Origin of the sequence: Flavobacterium sp. Sr18, assembly GCF_011064265.1 — a bacterium.
GTDB lineage: Bacteria > Bacteroidota > Bacteroidia > Flavobacteriales > Flavobacteriaceae > Flavobacterium > Flavobacterium petrolei.
On record NZ_CP049329.1, the window covers coordinates 2,763,326 to 2,785,379 of the forward strand.

The 22,054-nt window shown below is 36.5% G+C and carries 13 protein-coding genes, 2 tRNA genes and 2 rRNA genes; 15 read left to right on the top strand and 2 right to left on the bottom strand.

Annotation, left to right across the window (positions count from 1 at the left end):
* The first annotated feature begins 2 nt into the window (after positions 1 to 2).
* The 9 genes from G7A72_RS12230 to G7A72_RS12270 all read left to right on the top strand — a co-directional run bounded on the left by G7A72_RS12230 (position 3) and on the right by G7A72_RS12270 (position 11,207).
* On the top strand, positions 3 to 1,544 hold the full coding sequence (locus G7A72_RS12230) for a glycosyltransferase family 2 protein (protein ID WP_165152673.1): 1,542 nt from the start codon (positions 3 to 5) through the stop codon (positions 1,542 to 1,544).
* Positions 1,541 to 3,187: a hypothetical protein gene (locus tag G7A72_RS12235; RefSeq protein WP_165152674.1), complete on the top strand. Its 1,647-nt coding sequence runs from the start codon at positions 1,541 to 1,543 to the stop codon at positions 3,185 to 3,187. Before G7A72_RS12230 ends, G7A72_RS12235 begins: the two co-directional genes overlap by 4 nt.
* A gap of 51 nt (positions 3,188 to 3,238) precedes the next feature.
* Positions 3,239 to 4,108: a hypothetical protein gene (locus G7A72_RS12240; RefSeq protein ID WP_165152675.1), complete on the top strand. Its 870-nt coding sequence runs from the start codon at positions 3,239 to 3,241 to the stop codon at positions 4,106 to 4,108.
* Positions 4,109 to 4,139: 31 nt separating this feature from the next.
* On the top strand, positions 4,140 to 5,150 hold the full coding sequence (locus G7A72_RS12245) for a glycosyltransferase family 2 protein (RefSeq protein WP_165152676.1): 1,011 nt from the start codon (positions 4,140 to 4,142) through the stop codon (positions 5,148 to 5,150).
* A complete protein-coding gene (locus G7A72_RS12250) occupies positions 5,147 to 6,124 on the top strand; it encodes a glycosyltransferase (protein WP_165152677.1) in 978 nt (325 codons plus the stop codon). Before G7A72_RS12245 ends, G7A72_RS12250 begins: the two co-directional genes overlap by 4 nt.
* The gene (locus G7A72_RS12255) at positions 6,121 to 7,239 is read left to right on the top strand and encodes a glycosyltransferase family 4 protein (RefSeq protein WP_165152678.1); all 1,119 of its coding nucleotides are present in this window, start codon (positions 6,121 to 6,123) and stop codon (positions 7,237 to 7,239) included. Before G7A72_RS12250 ends, G7A72_RS12255 begins: the two co-directional genes overlap by 4 nt.
* Entirely contained in the window at positions 7,236 to 8,309 is a 1,074-nt protein-coding gene (locus G7A72_RS12260) for a glycosyltransferase (RefSeq protein WP_165152679.1), read from the top strand. Before G7A72_RS12255 ends, G7A72_RS12260 begins: the two co-directional genes overlap by 4 nt.
* A gap of 1 nt (position 8,310) precedes the next feature.
* The gene (locus G7A72_RS12265; RefSeq protein ID WP_113667039.1) at positions 8,311 to 9,651 is read left to right on the top strand and encodes an O-antigen ligase; all 1,341 of its coding nucleotides are present in this window, start codon (positions 8,311 to 8,313) and stop codon (positions 9,649 to 9,651) included.
* Between the two features lie 161 nt (positions 9,652 to 9,812).
* Complete coding sequence (locus G7A72_RS12270) at positions 9,813 to 11,207, top strand: exopolysaccharide biosynthesis polyprenyl glycosylphosphotransferase (protein ID WP_165152680.1); 1,395 nt, start codon at positions 9,813 to 9,815, stop codon at positions 11,205 to 11,207.
* A gap of 218 nt (positions 11,208 to 11,425) precedes the next feature.
* On the opposite strand, the gene G7A72_RS12275 is transcribed toward G7A72_RS12270, so the two are convergent.
* On the bottom strand, positions 11,426 to 12,565 hold the full coding sequence (locus tag G7A72_RS12275) for a DUF4105 domain-containing protein (protein ID WP_165152681.1): 1,140 nt from the start codon (positions 12,563 to 12,565) through the stop codon (positions 11,426 to 11,428).
* 229 nt (positions 12,566 to 12,794) lie between these two features.
* Complete coding sequence (locus G7A72_RS12280) at positions 12,795 to 13,781, bottom strand: PorV/PorQ family protein (RefSeq protein ID WP_165153758.1); 987 nt, start codon at positions 13,779 to 13,781, stop codon at positions 12,795 to 12,797.
* Between the two features lie 465 nt (positions 13,782 to 14,246).
* Here G7A72_RS12280 and G7A72_RS12285 point away from each other — a divergent pair, with 465 nt between their 5' ends.
* The 6 genes from G7A72_RS12285 to G7A72_RS12310 all read left to right on the top strand — a co-directional run bounded on the left by G7A72_RS12285 (position 14,247) and on the right by G7A72_RS12310 (position 21,950).
* The gene (locus tag G7A72_RS12285) at positions 14,247 to 14,963 is read left to right on the top strand and encodes a phosphatidylcholine/phosphatidylserine synthase (RefSeq protein WP_165153759.1); all 717 of its coding nucleotides are present in this window, start codon (positions 14,247 to 14,249) and stop codon (positions 14,961 to 14,963) included.
* Positions 14,964 to 14,971: 8 nt separating this feature from the next.
* The gene (locus tag G7A72_RS12290) at positions 14,972 to 15,835 is read left to right on the top strand and encodes a glycoside hydrolase family 25 protein (protein ID WP_165152682.1); all 864 of its coding nucleotides are present in this window, start codon (positions 14,972 to 14,974) and stop codon (positions 15,833 to 15,835) included.
* Positions 15,836 to 17,061: 1,226 nt separating this feature from the next.
* Positions 17,062 to 18,575 (top strand): 16S ribosomal RNA (locus G7A72_RS12295).
* A gap of 124 nt (positions 18,576 to 18,699) precedes the next feature.
* Positions 18,700 to 18,773, top strand: a tRNA-Ile gene (locus G7A72_RS12300).
* A gap of 91 nt (positions 18,774 to 18,864) precedes the next feature.
* Positions 18,865 to 18,938: transfer RNA gene (locus G7A72_RS12305), tRNA-Ala, on the top strand.
* Between the two features lie 128 nt (positions 18,939 to 19,066).
* A 23S ribosomal RNA gene (locus tag G7A72_RS12310) occupies positions 19,067 to 21,950 on the top strand.
* The 16S and 23S rRNA genes sit together here with 2 tRNA genes alongside, the layout of an rRNA operon.
* Positions 21,951 to 22,054: the final 104 nt, after the last annotated feature.

The following is a 22,054-nucleotide window of genomic DNA, read 5'->3' on the forward strand; positions in this document are numbered from 1 at the left end:
TTTTGATAGTTGTATACCATAAAAATAATCGAATTTCTAAAGTAGTTTCTGCTGAGAATAAAAGGATATCTTTTGATAAGAGTGGGACCATTGCAAGCGGACTATTGCAACTGGCAACAGCATTTCCAAAATCAAAAATAGTTTGGTGTGATGAGGTTTGTCAAGAGGATATTAATTTAAAACATGTTGAACTCCTTTTTCATCATGATAAAATGATGCTATCTTATTCTCCGGGCGAGAGCGCTTATTTTGGACGAAAAATTGGCTATGTAGAAGAATCTCCATTCATTGTTATCAATAAAAAAGTATTATATCCAACGTGGCAAATGAGTAGTTTAGTAGGAGTAGTCCATGCTTCTATGCTTTTAAAAATAGAGGGTAGAATCAAATCAGACAATGATTTTGATTACTATCTTAATTCTGTCGCTAAGGTGTGTATGCCTTTAGGATTACTGTGTTATTCAGAACCAAAACTGTTAACTAAAACTGCTGTTTTTGACGGTCAAAAAGCGTCTGTTTTTACGCTCTTTACATTTGTAAAACAACATTATAAAACAAGATGGGTATGGTTGCTTTTTTTAAATCTACTCATTTATGAGAGAAGTTTTCCAATTTTAGCTTTTCTAAATACCGTTTTTTTTAAAAGTAGAAACAAAAAAAGTATTCATTTTGACGCTTTTGCAGTCAACTCTTCATTGAAAGTTGTTGATAAAGGATCTCTTGATGTTATTATAGCTACTATTGGCAGAAAAGAATATTTGTTGAATGTTTTGAAAGATTTAGCTCATCAAACGCACTTGCCTATAAACGTAATTATAGTGGAGCAAAATCCATCGGAGCATAGTGTTTCTGAATTGGAGTATCTTACTAATCAAATTTGGCCATTTGTTATAAAACATACCTTTACCCATCAAATGGGGGTTTGTAATGCTAGGAATTTAGCATTGAAACAAACGGAGAGCGAATGGGTTTTTCTGGCAGATGATGATATTTGTATTGCTAATTATTTTATTAGAAATGCGCTTGATGGTATTTCTAAGTATAAAAATAAAGCATTTACTTTCAGTTGCTTACAAGAAAATGAAAAAAAGGTTTACGAGAAAATAATTCAATGGTCAACTTTCGGTTCAGGTTGCAGTATTGTTAATGTAAAGGAAGTTCAAAAAATGAAATTCAATGAAAAATACGAATTTGGTTTTGGAGAAGATGCTGATTTTGGAATGCAACTCCGTAATCAGGGTATTGATATTCTGTATTTGCCTTCTCCAGAAATTTTGCATTTTAAAGCCCCAATAGGTGGTTTTAGAACAAAACCGATATTCGCTTGGGACAAAGACAGCATTCAACCCAAACCATCCCCAACGGTTCAGTTGTTTAAAATTTTACATTTGAGCAATGAGCAACAAAAGGGATATCAGACGATTTTGTTTTTTAAATTTTATACCAAACAATCTTTTAAAAATCCATTACGGTATTTTTTTAATTTCAGAAAACAATGGAATCAAAGTGTGTTTTGGGCCAATAAATTAAAAGAAAGAAGTTGAATACAATCAGTCAGATAAGAAAATTGATACAGTCCGTTTCGGTAATCACACCTTTAGGAAAAAAAGAAATTGTTTTTGATGAAAATCAAAAACATAAAATGAGTATCGATATAGGAAACTTAAATCTTTCCAATTTTAATGCATTCGATATCGAAATTGTTTTTACTATTCCTATTTCTAAATTCCGAAATCACGATTATACCTGGATAACATGCCCTGTTGATTGTGTTGCTAATCAATATTCCCCCAAAATCATCCAATTGAGTAATGGGTTTTTTGTTCAGGCCAATATTACGAATGGTATTTGGGAAGTAAACAAAAATAATGCGAGGGTTTTACTTTGGCGGTTTAATCCGGAAATGTCTTCACCAATGGCCCTTTATTTAGGGAGCAAATATGAAAAAGTAATTGTCCAAACCGAACAAAATTTTAATTTTAAAGAGCATCCGGCGTTGTTATTTATTTCAAATGAAGCGATAGAGATTAGCCGATCTAAAATTCCTTTTTCCGCGATAGCCGTTTTTACCGATCATTGTGATTTTGATACAGCATTAAATATAGCATTACAGCGCACTTTTTTTAAGGAGAATGCGATAAAAATCAGCAAAGGTTTTTTCTTAAATCATTTTTCCAAACGACCTGATAATGCGTCCTTCCAGAATGATGCCGAAGAATTGACTAAATGGAAGGAAGATGGACATGAATTGTGTTATCATTCACTATCGCAATCGATAAAATCAGAAAAGGATAGTTTTGATGATTTCTATTGTTTTGTGCCGCCGTTTACCGATGTGGAAACCTGGATTGATCATGGTTATCAGCCTTATAATTTGTCTCTTTTTCAAAACAGAAAAGTAGCTAATAAGGTCTATGAAGATGCTTTACAACAAAAAAACATCCGTACGCTATGGAATTATATCGATTCCGGTACTGCGACTTCTGGCGTGATCAACCAGCTCAATGTTCAACATTTTACTTTGTCGCGTTTTTTGATTGGAAATAAAGATTTGTATTTGATAAAAAGGATGCAGTTAATGATCAAGAATATTATATTTCATTATTATAATGACGATGCATTGCTATTGCAATATAAAAGTACTGCGACTCATTTTAAAAAATTATTTTTTCAGAAAAAAGCAGGCAGTTTACTACCATTACTAAAGAATGCGTTCAAACTAAGTGCTGCTATCCTTTATGTTTTTATTTTTTGGAAACGCAGTAAAATAAAACCGTATAAACTGGCCAAGTATCAACCGATTTTGTTTAAACATCGTATTTTTGAAAAAGAGTTTTATATTTTTCAAACCCTTGAAATGGTTGACTTTAAAAAAGCATTAAGTAAAAAAAACATTGATGATTTGATAGAGGAAAAAGGGATGTTCATTGCGCACACCTATTTTTCTGTGCCCATGTCTTACCATAAAGGAAGGATGTTTGCCACACCGAATACGATTGATACAGTTGTGGCCGGCAACTTCAACTATTTAGGTGCAAAAATTGTAAATAATGAAATTTGGAATCCAACTCTTTCTGAATTAGTTGAGTACTGGTCTAATTTTGACACTGTAGTTTTAGATATTGACCTAAATGGAGTTGTGTTTGTGAAAAATAAAACTGATTTGAATTATAGAAAGGTTAAGTAATTATGCCATTAAAACTACTTTCATATTAGCTTGTTAAATTTTTAATAAAAGATGGACCATAAATTAAAAACAATATTGTTTCGAATGTTAGCCTTATTACCCAATAAAGTTGACGATTTTTTTTACCATAAAATTCAAGGTTTTTTTGAGAAATCTACTCTTGATGATCGGCTAAAAAGTGTAGAATATACCTGTTTGAGGTTGTCTAAAGTGCTGCATAAATTGAATATAGATGTAAAAGACAAAACAGTTTTCGAGTTTGGGTCTGGTTGGTTTCCTAGTATGCCTTATTTTTTTAAATATAATTATGAAGCAAAAGAAGTCTTAACTTATGATATCAATAAACACTTTAAAAAAGATACCGTTTTAGAATTGAACCAGATCTTTTCTAAGAAATACAATTGTACTATTATTCCTGAATCAGGTAATAGGTTCGGATTGCCTAGTGGTATTGAATATTTTCCTAACTATAATATAATAGCAGAAGATATTCCAAGTGCGGATATTGTATTCTCGCGTTATGTATTATCCCATATGAGAGAAAATGATGTGATTTCGCTCCACAAAAAAATGAAAATGGAATTAAAGAAAGGTACCACTGTCATTCATTTCATTTCACCAAGTGATTTGCGACAGCACGGAGACAACACTATCTCACTTCAGGAATTTTTAAAGTATAGTACGTTAGAGTGGGATAAAATTCATACTAAATTTGATTATCATAACCGTTTGCGATTGCCACAGTTTTTAGAAATCTTTACTACTTGTGGTTTGGAGGTTGTTCATCTGGAATATGAAAGTACAAAAAGCGGAACAAAATTATATGATTTATTTAAAAAAGTTAAATTGCATGCTGATTATATGAGGTATTCTGATGAGCAATTAACAGCGGGAAATATTCTTGTAGTTCTAAAAATTTAATGATAAAAATGGTTTTTTTACTCATAGTTTTATGAAAACTCACTTTCCGTTTACCCTGATTATTTGCACCTATTTGCGCCCCAATCCTTTGTTGCGATTATTGCAATCTGTACAGAGTCAAACTTTATATCCAGATGAAATTTTAATTGTGGATGGTTCTACCAATGATGAAACGGAAATTATTCTAACTCAAAATTATTTTGATAATTTAAACTATTTTAGAGTTTCTTCGGAACATCGTGGTTTGACTAAACAACGAAATTATGGTATTGCCCGTGTTGGAACAGCGATGGAAATTATTTGTTTTCTAGATGACGATACGGTTTTAGAGCACCGTTATTTTGAAGAGCTTATCAAAACATTTCAAGATAATGAAACCATTTCGGGTGTTGGAGGAGTCGCCATAAATGAAAATAGTTGGATTTTGGCGGAACCTAATAAAGATTATAATAAATATCATTATTTTCAATTTGATGAATTTGTATACAAAGAAGGTCAACGTAATGTGGTTCGTAATTATTTAGGATTACAATCCAATCTTGGACCAGGGAGAATGCCTGATTATTCTCATGGTAAAACCTGTGGGTTTCCTTTGAATGCTAAAATTTATAAAGTTGATTTACTTATAGGGATGTCGTTTGCCTTTCGGAAAAAGGTTTTTGACTCCATCCACTTTTCCTCTTATTTTGAAGGTTACGGTTTGTATGAAGATGCTGACTTTAGTATTAGGGCATTACAATTTGGAAGTAATGTAATCAATACAAAAGTGCAGTTGAATCATTATCATGATCCATCAGGAAGACCCAATCAATATCAATATGGAAAAATGGTAGTGCGAAACGGTTGGTATGTTTGGAGGACAAAAAATAGGAAGCCTTCATTTGATGCTAAAATGAAGTGGCATTCCATTACGATACTTTTGACATTGATTCGATTTAGCAATATATTTACAACAAAAAAACGGAAGGAAGCCTTTATTGAAGCCTTTGGTAGAACATTAGGTTGGTGGAGTTTATTTTTTAATAAGCCTAAAGAGGAATGATGAAAAATACAAAGGTTTACATTTACGGATTATGTAATGTTTATTATGATTCATTCTATATCCAAGGCTTGAATGAAATTTTTTCGGATATTGAATTTAATGTTTCCAAATTTCCAAATTTTGTTCAAGGTACTTTTGCGATTATTTTAACTGAAAACGGGCAAGAAACTAAGATTATAATTGATTCTAGAGATACAAATGAAATTGATTTTATGGCTTTTAATTGGTGTGATAAATATGGTAAAGTAAATTACAATTTTACGACATTGCCATTAGATAATTTTCATAAAGTTATAGCAATTGGCCCCAGTTTCGGTATAAAAATTTGGAGTTTGATTGAGACTATTTATTTCGCTTTATTTAATTTGATTAAATTTAATCCTAAAATTACCAATAAAAGAGAGTTTGTTGCAAATTATTGGAGACAATATAAACGGTTACCTTTAAAGAGTTATTTTCCTAATAAATCAACAAATGAAAGTGTTTTTTTTATTAGTAGTATATGGAAAAAAGAAAAAGAGACAAATGATTTTAGAGCTATATTTATTGAGGCATGTTTGAACAATAAAAATGTAGATTTTGAAGGTGGTTTTGCACCAAGGAAAGATGGTAATAATTGTTGTTTTGACTCATTATTATATTCTAGTAAAATTGATTTAAAACAATATTTGATTAATATCAAAAAATCGGTTTTCGTTTTTAATACTCCCGCAGTACTTTCTTGCCATGGATGGAAATTAGCAGAGTTTTTGGCATTAGGGAAAGCAATTATTTCAACTCCACATAAAAATAAAATGTCCGAGCTATTAGAAGATAATGTTCATTTGGTATATGTTAGAAATTCAGATGATATTGAAAAAAAAATAAGGATGATAATGTCTGATTTAGATTTTAAAAGGAAACTAGAAATTAATAGCCGTGATTATTTCATAAGAAATTTAGATCCTAAAGTTATAATAAATAAGCTTTTATGAAATTCGCCATTTTCACTCATGTTATCCATAAAAAGCAAGGCAATCAATATTATGCATATGCCCCTTATGTACGAGAAATGAATGTTTGGGCAAAACAGGTGCAAGAATTAATTGTTGTTGCCCCGATGGCAAAGCAAGAAAGAACGCCTATAGACAGTTTTTATGTTCATACCCATATTAGGTTTGTTCCTGTTGACAGTTTTAATATTTTGAGTTTAGGAGGGCTGTTTAAAACCATTTTTAATGTTCCTAAAATTAGTTTAGCGCTTTATAAAGCGATGTATTATGCCGATCACATTCATTTGCGATGTCCAGGAAATATAGGTTTATTGGGTTGTTTTGTTCAAATGCTATTCCCGAATACACCGAAAACCGCCAAATATGCTGGGAATTGGGATCCAAAATCAAAACAGCCTTGGACTTATCGTTTGCAGAAATGGATTTTAAGCAATTCCTTCCTGACCAGAAATATGCAGGTTTTAGTTTATGGTGAATGGCCCAATCAGACTAAAAATATTAAATCTTTTTTTACGGCTACTTATCCGGATCGCGATACATCGCCGTTACTGCCAAAAGTATTAAAAGGCAGTATTACTTTTGTTTTTGTTGGGACTTTGGTAAAAGGAAAAAACCCGTTGTATGCAGTTCAATTGGTTGCAGAGTTATTTCAAAAAGGATACGATGTTGTGTTAAGGATTTATGGAGAAGGGGTTCAGCGAGCCCAATTGGAATCTTATATTTTGAAGCATAAATTAGAAGGAATAATTGTATTGGAAGGCAATCAAAATCAGGAAATTATAAAAAAAGCCTATCAAAACAGTCATTTTGTAGTTTTGCCATCTGAAAGCGAAGGTTGGCCGAAAGCAATTGCCGAAGGCATGTTTTGGGGTTGTGTGCCAGTGGCAACAGCGGTGTCTTGTGTTCCGTTTATGTTGGATAATGGGAATAGCGGTATTTTGCTGGAAATGAATTTAGGAAATGATATCCGACAATTAGAAGCGGTTTTGGATGATGAAAGTTGTTTTCAAATGATGTCTAAAAAGGGCAGTGATTGGTCCAGAACCTATACTTTAGATGCATTTGAAAATGAAATTGAAAAACTCCTTCGATCATGAGAATTATTCAATTAATTGATAGCTTAGAGCCAGGAGGAGCAGAGCGCATGGCGGTTCATTATGCCAATGCATTAACTAAGTATATAGCATTTTCAGGTTTAGTGGTAACTAGAAAGGAAGGTGCGCTATGTTCTCAGATTGATACTAAAGTATCCTATTTGTACCTCAAAAAGAAAAAAATAATTGATTTTAAAGCTCTTTTTGCCTTGAGAAATTATGTGCTGCAGCACAACGTAACAGTTGTACATGCGCATAGTTCTTCCTTTTTTCTTGCTTTTTTACTAAAGTTAACGTTGCCTTCCTTAAAGTTAATTTGGCACGACCATTACGGAAACAGTGAGTTTTTGTCAAAAAGACTATCAGGGATTTTACGAATAATCCTTCCGTTTTTTAATGGAATAATTGCCGTAAACCAAAAATTAAAAGACTGGGCTGATGAGCGGCTCAACCTTAGGAATACTATTTATCTGCCTAACTTCCCTTCGGAAGAGAATACTGTTTTCGAGCAAACAATTTTAAGGGGAATCGAAGGAAAACGGATTGTTTGTGTTGCTAATTTAAGAGAACAGAAAGATCATTTCACATTATTAAGAGTTGCCAAGAAATTAAAAGTGTATGATGCTAATTGGACTTTTCATCTTATTGGTAAAGATTTTGGAGATGATTATTCCAAGGGAATCAGGGATTTAATTGTTGCGTTTGATTTAGAAAAAAATGTGTTTCTTTACGGCTCGAAACAAGATATAAAAAACATTCTGGATCAATCGACAGTTGCAGTCCTAACTTCAAAATCTGAGGGGTTACCCGTTGCACTTTTAGAATATGGCTGGCATAAGAAACCTATAGTAGTTACAAATGTCGGAGAAATAGCTGCTTTGGTCCAGGACGGTAAAAATGGTTTTATTGTTCCAGCCCAGAATGTCAATCTGTTTTATACTGCACTACTAACTTTAGTAGAAAATGATACTCTTAAAGTTAATTTTGGTCATGCATTGTATGCCAGTGTTGTTGAGGGAAATTCAGAAAATATCATTATTAAACACTATTTAAATTGGTTAGAAACTATTTAAAATGAAAAAAGAGGAAATCTCCTATATCTGTTTGTTACTTGTTCATGTTTTGATTGGACTTTTGGTGTATGCATTGCCATTTACCGCTAAGATATACGGATATTCCATTTTTATTTTTGGGACTATTTATGTCATTAAAAGCAGCAATAAAAATAACGAAGCCCTTCTTGTTGCAGCTTATGTAGTTGGAAGCGAGGTTTTTTTGAGAATGACCGGCGGAAATCCCCTTTATGAAATATCTAAATATGGAGTACTGTTTTTTTTGCTCCTAGGAATGTATTTCAGTGGGTTTTCAAGGGGAGCCATTTCGTACTGGCTGTTTTTGTTTTTATTAATCCCTGGCCTTGTCATTGCTACTTTTGCTTTAGATCTAGATACCAATATTAGAACTAGGATAGCCTTTAATATTTCGGGACCGCTATGTTTAGGGATTGCTTCCATATACACTTTTAGGCGAAGTATTTCCTTAGAACAGATGAATCGTGTCTTGCTCAATATGGGTTTGCCTATTGTTACTTGCATGGTCTATTTGACTGTTTATACACCCATTATAAAAGATGTAATTACAGGAACAGAATCTAATTTTCAGACTTCAGGAGGTTTTGGACCCAATCAAGTATCAACCGCTTTAGGGCTTGGTATGTTTATTTTTTTCTCACGGGTACTGTTAGCATCCAAAACAAAATTGATTGTTTTTATCAATTTATTCCTTGCCTTGAATATTAGTTATAGGGGTTTTATTACTTTTTCCAGAGGAGGTATGATAACGGGTATCGTGATGATTATTATACTTTTAACATTTCTATATTTTAATTCGAATGATGCAGGAAGAGTTAAATTGAATTATGGTTTTTTGCTTATTGTTTTAGCAATTGTTGGAGTGTGGATGTACACTTCTTTTCAAACTGGAGGGCTTATCAATAAGCGGTATGCCAATCAAGATGCTTCTGGACGAGTAAAAACGAGTCAGTTTACTGGAAGGGAGAATTTAGCAGATGAAGAAATTGATATTTTTTTAGACAATCCTTTTTTTGGTGCCGGTGTTGGGAAAGTAATCGAAATCAGGCAATCCGAAACGGGAGAAACTACGGCGTCCCACAACGAAATTACTCGCATGTTAGCAGAACATGGGATGTTGGGAGTAATTGGATTATTGATTCTTATTGTCACCCCTTTTGTTCTGTATCTAGAATATAAGTTTAATGTTTTCTTATTGTGTTTTGTTATCTTTTGGTTTTTGACAATTAACCATGCCGCTATGCGTACGGCTGCGCCAGCATTTGTTTATGCCTTATCGCTGCTAATTATTCGTTTTGAAAAATCTTCAAAAGAAGTAAATTAGGATCGTGATTAGAATAGTATTTTATACTAAACGTTTCGTAGTTTGAAGCTTTATCAATTTAGGAACGAATAGAATAAATAAGGTTTTTATCGGATTAATTTGCATCTTTCTATTTATTTGAAGGCAAAATTGCTAAATTGCCAAAATACCAAAAACAAAGCATGTCTACTAAAAGGAAAATACATTTTGAAATTTCTGAGCGAAAAATCATTCTTCGTTTTTTTGATGTTTTTTTTGTTCTTTTGGGTTTGTATCTTTTTGGGACTTTTTTTGATCAAGAATATTTAACGGTAGCTGCCAGTAGACCTTCCTGGACTATTCTCCTAGTTGTTTATCTTATTTTTTTTGCATCAATTTTCGAAATGTATAACCTACAAGTCGCCAGTAATCAGCTTTTAGTTTTGCAAAACATATTACTCACGGTTTCGACAACTGTTTTTGTTTATCTTTTTACCCCTTTTTTTTCGCCAGAGTTACCGGCTAACAGACTTCAAGTTGTATTGTTTTTTTTAGTAATGTTTGTTGTGCTGTTCTTATGGCGAATGTTTTATGTGCTCTTTTTAGCGTCCAATCGATTTGTTCAGAAAGCCATATTGATATGTGATAAAGAGCAAGTTCAAGAGCTGATTTTGGGATTAGAAAACATTGATCCACATTATAAAATAGTTGGATTTGTTAACACTGATATTGCAGAAGATACGGTTTTGGATTACCATTATGTGAAACTAATAAAAAGAGATGATTTGTTTTCTTTTGTAAAAGAAAATGGGATTTCTGAAATTGTGATTGCTTCTCAGAATACAGAAGGAATCACCGCTGATTTATACCAACAATTGTTACATTTATTAGAATCTGGAAATATTATACGAGAGTATACACAGGTGTATGAAAGTAAAACACAGCGTATTCCTGTGCAGTATATGTCCCGTGATTTTTATCGTTTTTTTCCTTTCAGCCGAAGCAATCAGAATAAATTATACTTGTTGACCATCCGTATTTTTGAAATTGTAGTTTCCTTATTTGGTCTTGTTGTCGGATTGGTTCTTTTTCCGCTTATATTGGTTGGAAATGCAATAGGTAACAGGGGGCGCTTGTTTTATTCACAGGAGCGGGTTGGTAAGGATGGTGTTGTTTTTGAAATTTTGAAATTCCGTACGATGGTGAAAAATGCCGAATCGAACGGCGCGGTTTTTACTGCAATGAATGATTCACGAATAACTGTCTTTGGGAAGTTTATGCGAAAAACAAGAATGGATGAGTTTCCTCAGTTTATTAATATTTTAAAAGGTGATATGGCCGTTATCGGTCCGCGACCAGAACGTCCTATTTTTGTAAAAGAAATTGCCGAAATAATGCCTTTTTATGAGACTAGGCACATCATCAAGCCTGGACTTACTGGTTGGGCACAAGTCAATTATTCGTATGGCGAAACGATAGATGATAGTTTAATCAAGTTGCAATATGACTTGTATTACATCAAGCATCGCAGTATTTATCTGGATTTGAATATTGCTTTCAAAACGATAACGACTGTATTGTTTTATAGGGGGCAGTAGCTATTATTATATTATTTATTGTGGAAAACAGTATTGTTGCTTTTTTGAACAGATTTGCACGGATTATAGAGTGATTTTTTTCTAATTTAGTTCTTTCTGTAACGTCTAGTAAATAATTATTTCAACCGCTAATTCGCTAATTTTTATTTTATTAAAAAAATTAGCGGCTAAAAGATTAGATGTCATATACAATTCAAGTAAATTAATAGAAGGATTCCTTATATTATAATTGGAATTCGTTTTTTGTTTTGAATGGCCAGTCTCACTAAAACAACTCCGCTGCAAACTACCATTGGCATTACCAGCACCAGATGTGCTTTGTTGATTATCAAAAAGAAATAAATCACCAATAATGCGATATTTAATAGCGCCAGATTGTAAATTACTTTTTTGTTTTTCGTCCAATAAAAATAGAGTAGGCCTATTAAGGTTGGATTGAATAATAAGATATTGTAGTTGTATCCTAATTCCAGATGTAACGAGTAAAACCCTGCAAACGAAAAGAATATTCCAATTACGGCCAGTATGCTGAGGTAGAACAAATCGATGCTTTTCTTGTTTATAAACACGATGAAACTTAGCACTATGAAGTACGTATAGGGATTATTCCACCAAGACATAGGAACCTCATTTTTGAATTCGATTATAGTTTTGTTTCCCAGTGCCAGCGGACGATTTTGAAAGGAAACTTTCTCGAGGCTTTTTTGTAATTCAAATGGTAGAAATATTTTGGTTCCTAATTGATCTACTTTTTTACCGAAGATAATGCTGGTGCCTAATTTTTCATAAAAATGACCGTCAAAATACGGGTACAATATGGTTCTGTACGTGATATTAGTATCGGTATTTTTTACAATTGCAATTGTGTCCAGTGTTTTATTGATGATGTCAACTACCATCGATGTACAATTTTTGTCGATGAATTTATAGGTATAGTGACTTTCTCCCGAAGCCAAAGAGGTATTCAGGTTGTCAAATAATTTTTGTTTTAAATCTACTGGAATGTTTAATTCCTGCTCATAAACTGATCTTTTTTCATATTGATATTGACTGATGAAATCAGCGTAGGAATGCGCAACAGCAAAGTATTGCAAATCTCCTTTTATGAATTTCATTACAAAATTTGGCGTATTGAAGTCAAATGCACCATAATTATACACCACATCAATGACGTTGGTTGTATCCTGCACTCGTATTGCTGTGTGTCCAAAAAGAGAATACGATTCATTACCCGTTCCACAAGTGATTACGCTGACGTGCGTATTTTTTGATAATTGAATGTTTTGTCCGAAACTTAAATGTACCGTTGATAATACGAAGAGGAGTAGCGCTATTTTTTTGAAAAATGATGTATGCATTCGTTTGCTGTTAAAAGGGTATAAAATGTGATTTTGTTTAAAAAAAACTCATGTACGATTTCATTGATTGAATTTATCTGACAAAGATACTCAAAGAAAGAAAAAGGCGAACAAAGTTTCTCTGTTAAAGAAAGGGCGTTATTGAAACGGGTTCGTGCAACGTGGAATCAGCTTCAGAAAAGCTGCTTCTGATTTGATGTTGCTACTTGATTCGGATGATTTTTTCTAGTTAATTGCGAAACATTCCCAAATCCACTTTTACTGAAAAAATATTGGAATATAAAGCAGCGCTTTGATTCCCTAAATCGGTCAACGCATAGTCAATCTGAATGCCTTTGTATTTGAATCCCAGACCAATATTCGGTTGGAAACCCACTTTTTCAGTACTGTCCAATTGCTGTACATTCTGAAAATTACCTACCCCGGCACGAACGAAAACCAAATCAGTATACCCAAATTCCAATCCTAAAGCCGGATCGATGCTGACAAAATCAGTAGCAATTACATCATTGGTTCTGGCAAAACGCATGTTCACATTGGCTGCAGCCTGAATACTGTAATCGTAACGAATGATGAACTTTTTAGCAATACCCAGCTGAGCTTTTGGAGCTGTAATCTCGGTACTTTCTGGTAAGTCTTGATTTTCACCGGGTATGGCGTTTGCAATTTTCTGATATTCATCTTCGTCAATATTCCACACATTATAGGTAGTGGTAATGTCGCGGAGCATTAATCCAAATTGCCAGTTGTTTTTTTCGAATTGGATTCCGGCATCAAAACCAAATCCCCAAGAATTGGCAAATTTCCCAATAATACGTCGGATGATTTTTGCGTTTACGCCATATTGAAATCCGGGAACCGGTAATTTTCTCGCATAGGAAAAAGTAAATCCGTAATCAGCAGTCGAAAAAAGACTGATTCGGTTGTAGTCAATATTGCCTTGGCTGTCGATTAGTTCCGTAGTATTCAAAATGTCATCTACCCCAAAACGGATTAATGAAATTCCCCAAGCGCTGCGATCATCGATAGGACTGGCATAGGCTAAATAATCGTATTGAGCAATATTTGCAAAATAATTGGCGTGCATAAAAGATACCTGGTGGTCTTTCATCCGAATAAGTCCCGCTGGATTCCAATATCCTGAATTCACATCATTGGTGGAAGCCACGACAGTATTTGACATGCCCAATGCAGCCGCATCCACGCCGATATTCATAAACTCATTTGAATATTTCCTAACGGTCTGGCTGTACATCAGGGTACATACAAAAAGTGTTAATACTAAAAAGCTTTTTTTCAAGGGTATCATTTTTACAAACGAAGAGTCTGTTTGATTTTTTATCAAAAATATAATTTTTAATTGAGGTTATTTCATTTTGCTATTGAATTTAGTGTGTTGGTCATGTGGTTTAGATTTAACAGAGTATTACTTCAGTAAAAAATGGAACACGGATGCTACGGATGTAAAGTATTTTTACTGATTTGTTTAAAATTGAAAGTTTTCGAGTTTAGGTTTTACCGCTAATTTGCTAATTTTTTGCTTATAATGGAAGGTTTTAATTTGCGAATTCGCGGTGATATAAGGATTGCTACTCCTGTTAAAAATCTCTACTAAAAAACATACTTTTCATTGACTTATTATACTAAATTTGCCAACTTTGATTCCTTAAACTGTATTATGATGACTATTAAAAAACATATTCCGAATTTCATTACGCTTCTTAATCTTTTTTGTGGCTGTATCGCGCTGGTATTTGCATTCAATCAAGATTTTGAAATGGCCTTTTATTTTGTTTGTCTGGGTATATTTTTGGATTTTTTTGATGGTTTTTTTGCACGATTGTTCAACGTTTCCAGTCCGCTGGGATTGCAGTTGGATTCTTTGGCAGACATGGTGACAAGTGGTGTTGTTCCGGGTTTAGTGATGTTCCAAATGATGATTAGCCATGCATCAACGGCAGCGGCAGGTCATTTGCAGTTTTTTCCTTATTTAGGTTTTATAATTGCGTTGGGGTCTTGTTATCGTCTGGCAAATTTTAATATTGATACTCGTCAAACAGATTCTTTCATTGGTTTGCCAACACCTGCTAATGCGCTGTTTGTCCTAAGTCTGCCTTTGGTGTTGAAATATACTGATTCATTAATTATTATAGAACTCCTTACTAATCCTTGGTTTCTTTTGGTGCTGACGGTTTTGAGCGCGTATATGCTGAATGCTGAAATTCCATTATTCTCTTTGAAAATCAAGAAGTTTAGTTTTAATGAGAATACACTTCAAGTTGTCTTTTTGACATGTTCACTTTTGTTATTGATTTTCTTTCGCTATTTAGGAATTCCGTTGTTGATACTATTTTATGTTCTACTATCGGTTCTGAATAATAAAGTACTTAAAAAGTAATCTTTTGAATGAGAAAACAAACCGTTCGAAGAAAGTCAAACGCAGTTCGTAAATCCAAAAAGAAAGCTTCTTTTCTCTCTGGGAAGCTATTGCGCTATTTGATTGTCACTTTTTTGATTGTAGTGCTACTTGGAGTAGGTTTTCATTATCGAAATGGTTTGTCTTATTATTTTGGTTTCAAATCGGATAAAATCATCAGAGCTGATCGAGAGGCTAAACGCATTTCGGACGTTCGGAATTTTAAGGTTTTAGAAAAACATGAGGGCAAAAGTATTGGTATTGACGTTTCAGAATATCAAGGAAAAATTAGTTGGTCGTATGTGGATACTTTAGAACAAAAATATCCTTTACATTATGTTTTTATCCGCGCAACCGTTGGGAAAGATCGAAAAGATGAAAAATTTGAACGGAACTGGCTTGGCGCCAAAGAAAATAAAATGATTCGGGGAGCCTATCACTACTATCGCCCCAACGAGAATTCATTGGAACAAGCCGAACTTTTTATTAAAACCGTGACGTTGGAAAAAGGCGATTTGCCACCTGTTTTGGATATAGAAAAATTACCTAAAAATCAGTCTGTTGCCAATCTTAAATTAGGATTAAAACGATGGTTGCAAGCTGTAGAATCTCATTATGGTGTTAAACCAATTATTTACACTGGCGAGCGGTATTATGATGATTTTTTGAAAGAAGAATTCGGTGATTATCTTTTTTGGATTGCCAATTATAATTTTTATCGGGAGCAAATCGGCGAAGACTGGTTGTTTTGGCAATTCACAGAGAAAGCAACCGTCGCTGGTATTAAAGGAAATGTCGATGTGAATATTTATAATGGAGATTTGCAGCAGTTGAGGTATATTACTGTGGAGTAGTTTTCAGTGAACAATAGTAATGTTGTATTTTTCATTATTTATTTTTAAAGTATTAGTAAATAATGCTTTAATTGATTTTTAATATTGTTGCTGTCTAGTATAGCTCAAATAGTTTTTTCAGATTTGTTATCGTAGGTATGAATGACCTAGTTTCTCAATCCAATTAGTGTATTTACATCCGTAATTTTGACATAATATGAACTGTGGTTATTAATGTTCTATTAATTATTGCTTCTTCAATTATTTTAAGTTTCGCTTTTACGACTCTTTTTTAATTATTTTTATTTCTACGCAATAAAGAATCATTCGTTTAGCAATGTAACAATTGCTTATTACATCAATTGATATTTTAATAACGTGTCTTTATATAGTTTGGACATATTGTGTTACCTAATATATAGGAGCGAATAGAAAAGCTATGTCCTATATAAGGTATAGGATAAAACCATTTTATTGATCTAGAGTAATTTTTTTGTTCGAATACTGTCAAGGCAGACTGCTTTGAAGGAGTAATGCGCGTTGAAGAGCTGCTAAAACATGAATAGAGATTGAATTTTGAAAGCTTTGGTAAATAAAAGAGGGAAGTTGAAAGCTTCCGATCGTACTGAAATCGGCGATTTTGGATTGAAATGTCGTGTATCGGCTAATAGATTGCTGTTTTGTTTAAAAAACTTTGGCATTCAAAAACCATGTTTTCAGCAGTTTAAAGATAAAGTTAAGAAAAGGGTAAAAAAAAGGTTTAAAAAAGCTTGAATAACGCAATAAAGGTGCTAGTTTTGCACCCGCAATGACGCAGAGGTTCTTTCAAATACTGGCAAGTAAAGTTAATCAAAGTAGAAAATTTATTTTCAAAAAAAGATTAAAAAAGCTTGTGAGATTAGAAAACGGATGTTACCTTTGCACCCCGCAAAACGCGCAAAGTTCCTTGACAGATTGATAAGAAAAGAGAAGTAAACGAGATAAAATTTATCTTAAAAAAAACTTCAAATTTTTCTTGTCAGTTAAAAAGAAAGTTGTACTTTTGCACCCGCTTCGAGAAACACTTTAACAAGTGTTAAAAGGAGTTAAAAAACAAGATAAGAACACGTTCCTAGACATATTGAATTGACAGCCGTTTTAAGAGAGATCTTAGAACAAAAGAATAAGAGTAATAGAATCGGAAGATTTGAAAAAACCACTAGAATTTAGTCGAATAACAATAGCTTGAGTAATCAAGCAAACAATATACGATGAAGAGTTTGATCCTGGCTCAGGATGAACGCTAGCGGCAGGCTTAACACATGCAAGTCGAGGGGTATAGTTCTTCGGAATTAGAGACCGGCGCACGGGTGCGTAACGCGTATGCAATCTACCTTTCACAGAGGGATAGCCCAGAGAAATTTGGATTAATACCTCATAGTATATCGAGTTGGCATCAACATGATATTAAAGTCACAACGGTGAAAGATGAGCATGCGTCCCATTAGCTAGTTGGTAAGGTAACGGCTTACCAAGGCAACGATGGGTAGGGGTCCTGAGAGGGAGATCCCCCACACTGGTACTGAGACACGGACCAGACTCCTACGGGAGGCAGCAGTGAGGAATATTGGACAATGGGCGCAAGCCTGATCCAGCCATGCCGCGTGCAGGATGACGGTCCTATGGATTGTAAACTGCTTTTATACGAGAAGAAACAACTCTACGTGTAGAGTCTTGACGGTATCGTAAGAATAAGGATCGGCTAACTCCGTGCCAGCAGCCGCGGTAATACGGAGGATCCAAGCGTTATCCGGAATCATTGGGTTTAAAGGGTCCGTAGGCGGTCAGGTAAGTCAGTGGTGAAAGCCCATCGCTCAACGGTGGAACGGCCATTGATACTGTCTGACTTGAATTATTAGGAAGTAACTAGAATATGTAGTGTAGCGGTGAAATGCTTAGAGATTACATGGAATACCAATTGCGAAGGCAGGTTACTACTAATGGATTGACGCTGATGGACGAAAGCGTGGGTAGCGAACAGGATTAGATACCCTGGTAGTCCACGCCGTAAACGATGGATACTAGCTGTTGGGAGCAATCTCAGTGGCTAAGCGAAAGTGATAAGTATCCCACCTGGGGAGTACGTTCGCAAGAATGAAACTCAAAGGAATTGACGGGGGCCCGCACAAGCGGTGGAGCATGTGGTTTAATTCGATGATACGCGAGGAACCTTACCAAGGCTTAAATGTAGATTGACCGGTTTGGAAACAGACTTTTCGCAAGACAATTTACAAGGTGCTGCATGGTTGTCGTCAGCTCGTGCCGTGAGGTGTCAGGTTAAGTCCTATAACGAGCGCAACCCCTGTTGTTAGTTGCCAGCGAGTCATGTCGGGAACTCTAACAAGACTGCCAGTGCAAACTGTGAGGAAGGTGGGGATGACGTCAAATCATCACGGCCCTTACGCCTTGGGCTACACACGTGCTACAATGGCCGGTACAGAGAGCAGCCACTGGGCGACCAGGAGCGAATCTATAAAACCGGTCACAGTTCGGATCGGAGTCTGCAACTCGACTCCGTGAAGCTGGAATCGCTAGTAATCGGATATCAGCCATGATCCGGTGAATACGTTCCCGGGCCTTGTACACACCGCCCGTCAAGCCATGGAAGCTGGGGGTGCCTGAAGTCGGTGACCGCAAGGAGCTGCCTAGGGTAAAACTGGTAACTAGGGCTAAGTCGTAACAAGGTAGCCGTACCGGAAGGTGCGGCTGGAACACCTCCTTTCTAGAGCCTTAGTGTTAGTAGCAATACACGCTAGGGAAAGAAGACGAAAGTTCAAGTTGGAAACAGATACCAACATTTTATTACTCTTGCTGTTAGTTCAAATAATACCATTTAAGAATAAGAGTGTCTCGTAGCTCAGCTGGTTAGAGTACTACACTGATAATGTAGGGGTCGACAGTTCGAGTCTGTCCGAGACAACAATTTACACTTAAAAGAAAAGAAGAAATTCTAGAGTTGAGGAGTTATGAAAATATTTCATAATTCATAATTCACAATTCATAATTAGATTGGGGGATTAGCTCAGCTGGCTAGAGCGCCTGCCTTGCACGCAGGAGGTCAACGGTTCGACTCCGTTATTCTCCACAGATCCGAAAGGATAAAAGTTCATTGACATATTGAGATAAGAAAATAATAAAAAGTAGAAAGCATTTTTTGCTTGTTTATCATTAGACAAGTAAAAGAAACGGTCTTAATTAATTTTAAGATTGGTACAATAAGCAAAATAAGGGCGTATGGGGGATGCCTTGGCTCTCAGAGGCGATGAAAGGCGTGATAAGCTGCGAAAAGCTACGGGGATTGGCACACACGATATGATCCGTAGATACCTGAATGGGGCAACCCACTATGTTGAAGACATAGTACACCGATAGGTGGGCAAACCCGCTGAACTGAAACATCTAAGTAGGCGGAGGAGAAGAAAACAAAAGTGATTCCGTAAGTAGTGGCGAGCGAACGCGGATTAGCCCAAACCAATGTTGTTACGGCAATATTGGGGTTGTAGGACCACGACATTTGTTGCGGATTGAATTAGAATCTACTGGAAAGTAGAGCCAAAGAAGGTGATAGCCCTGTATAAGTAAAAGAAGATAACGATAGTGGTATCCTGAGTAGGGCGGGACACGAGAAATCCTGTCTGAATTTGGCGGGACCATCCGCTAAGGCTAAATACTCCTGAGAGACCGATAGTGAACCAGTACCGTGAGGGAAAGGTGAAAAGAACCGTGAATAACGGAGTGAAATAGATCCTGAAACCATACGCTTACAAGCGGTCGGAGCCCTTTCGTGGGGTGACGGCGTGCCTTTTGCATAATGAGCCTACGAGTTAACGTTGCTGGCAAGGATAAGTGGTTAAGCCACGGATCCGTAGCGAAAGCGAGTCTGAATAGGGCGCTTTAGTCAGTAGTGTTAGACGCGAAACCGTGTGATCTACCCATGGGCAGGATGAAGCGCTGGTAACACAGTGTGGAGGTCCGAACCGGTTGACGTTGAAAAGTCTTCGGATGACCTGTGGGTAGGGGTGAAAGGCCAATCAAACTCGGAAATAGCTCGTACTCCCCGAAATGCATTTAGGTGCAGCGTTATGCGTAAAGTTATATAGAGGTAGAGCTACTGATTGGATGCGGGGGCTTCACCGCCTACCAATTCCTGACAAACTCCGAATGCTATATAATGTTTCATAACAGTGAGGGCTTGGGTGCTAAGGTCCAAGTCCGAGAGGGAAAGAACCCAGACCATCAGCTAAGGTCCCCAAATATATACTAAGTTGAAAGAACGAGGTTTGTCTGCATAGACAGCTAGGATGTTGGCTTGGAAGCAGCCATTCATTTAAAGAGTGCGTAACAGCTCACTAGTCGAGCGGACGAGCATGGATAATAATCGGGCATAAGTATATTACCGAAGCTATGGATTTAGAGTTTACTCTAAGTGGTAGGGGAGCATTCTAACAGGGTAGAAGGTGTGTCGTAAGGCATGCTGGACTGGTTAGAAAAGAAAATGTAGGCATAAGTAACGATAATGCGGGCGAGAAACCCGCACACCGAAAGACTAAGGTTTCCACAGCTATGCTAATCAGCTGTGGGTTAGTCGGGACCTAAGGCGAACCCGAAAGGGACAGTCGATGGACAACGGGTTAATATTCCCGTACTAGTTATTACTGTGATGGGGTGACGGAGTGATGAAAGCGCCGCGAACTGACGGAATAGTTCGTTGAAGTACCTACCTATAAGACCCGCAGGCAAATCCACGGGTTTTGGGGAAATACGATAGTACTCGGAGTCTTCGGACAAAGAGATAGTGCGCCTAAGGGCTTCCAAGAAAAACCTCTAAACTTCAGGTAATAAGTACCCGTACCGCAAACCGACACAGGTAGTCGAGGAGAGAATCCTAAGGTGCTCGAGAGATTCATGGCTAAGGAATTAGGCAAAATAGACCCGTAACTTCGGGAGAAGGGTCGCCAGCAGCAATGCTGGCCGCAGTGAAGAGGTCCAGGCGACTGTTTATCAAAAACACAGGGCTCTGCAAAATCGTAAGATGAAGTATAGGGCCTGACACCTGCCCGGTGCTGGAAGGTTAAGTGGAGATGTTATCTTCGGAGAAGCATTGAAATGAAGCCCCAGTAAACGGCGGCCGTAACTATAACGGTCCTAAGGTAGCGAAATTCCTTGTCGGGTAAGTTCCGACCTGCACGAATGGTGTAACGATCTGGACACTGTCTCAGCCATGAGCTCGGTGAAATTGTAGTAGCGGTGAAGATGCCGCTTACCCGCAGTGGGACGAAAAGACCCTGTGCACCTTTACTATAGCTTAGTATTGACCTTGGATAAATGATGTGTAGGATAGGTTGGAGACTGTGAAGTGGCGTCGCTAGGCGTTGTGGAGTCATTGTTGAAATACAACCCTTTGTTTATCTGAGGCCTAACCCCGTAATGCGGGGGACATTGCTTGGTGGGTAGTTTGACTGGGGTGGTCGCCTCCAAAAGAGTAACGGAGGCTTCTAAAGGTTCCCTCAGTACGCTTGGTAACCGTGCGTAGAGTGCAATGGCATAAGGGAGCTTGACTGAGAGACATACAGGTCGATCAGGTACGAAAGTAGAGCATAGTGATCCGGTGGTTCCGCATGGAAGGGCCATCGCTCAAAGGATAAAAGGTACGCCGGGGATAACAGGCTGATCTCCCCCAAGAGCTCATATCGACGGGGGGGTTTGGCACCTCGATGTCGGCTCGTCACATCCTGGGGCTGGAGAAGGTCCCAAGGGTTGGGCTGTTCGCCCATTAAAGTGGCACGCGAGCTGGGTTCAGAACGTCGTGAGACAGTTCGGTCTCTATCTACTGTGGGCGCAAGAAATTTGAGTGGATCTGATTCTAGTACGAGAGGACCGAATTGGACAAACCTCTAGTGTATCTGTTGTCACGCCAGTGGCATCGCAGAGTAGCTACGTTTGGAAGGGATAAGCGCTGAAAGCATATAAGCGCGAAACCCACCACAAGATGAGATTTCTTTTAAGGGTCGTGGGAGATGACCACGTTGATAGGCTATAGATGTAAAGGCAGTAATGTCATAGTCGAGTAGTACTAATAACCCGTAAGCTTATGTACGCTTTTCTCTCCCGTCCAAAAGACGGGAGAGAAGAAACTTTCTAATAAAAAAACTTTTTCTTTATCTCAGTATGTTAAGATATTATGTGATTGATGTTTATAAT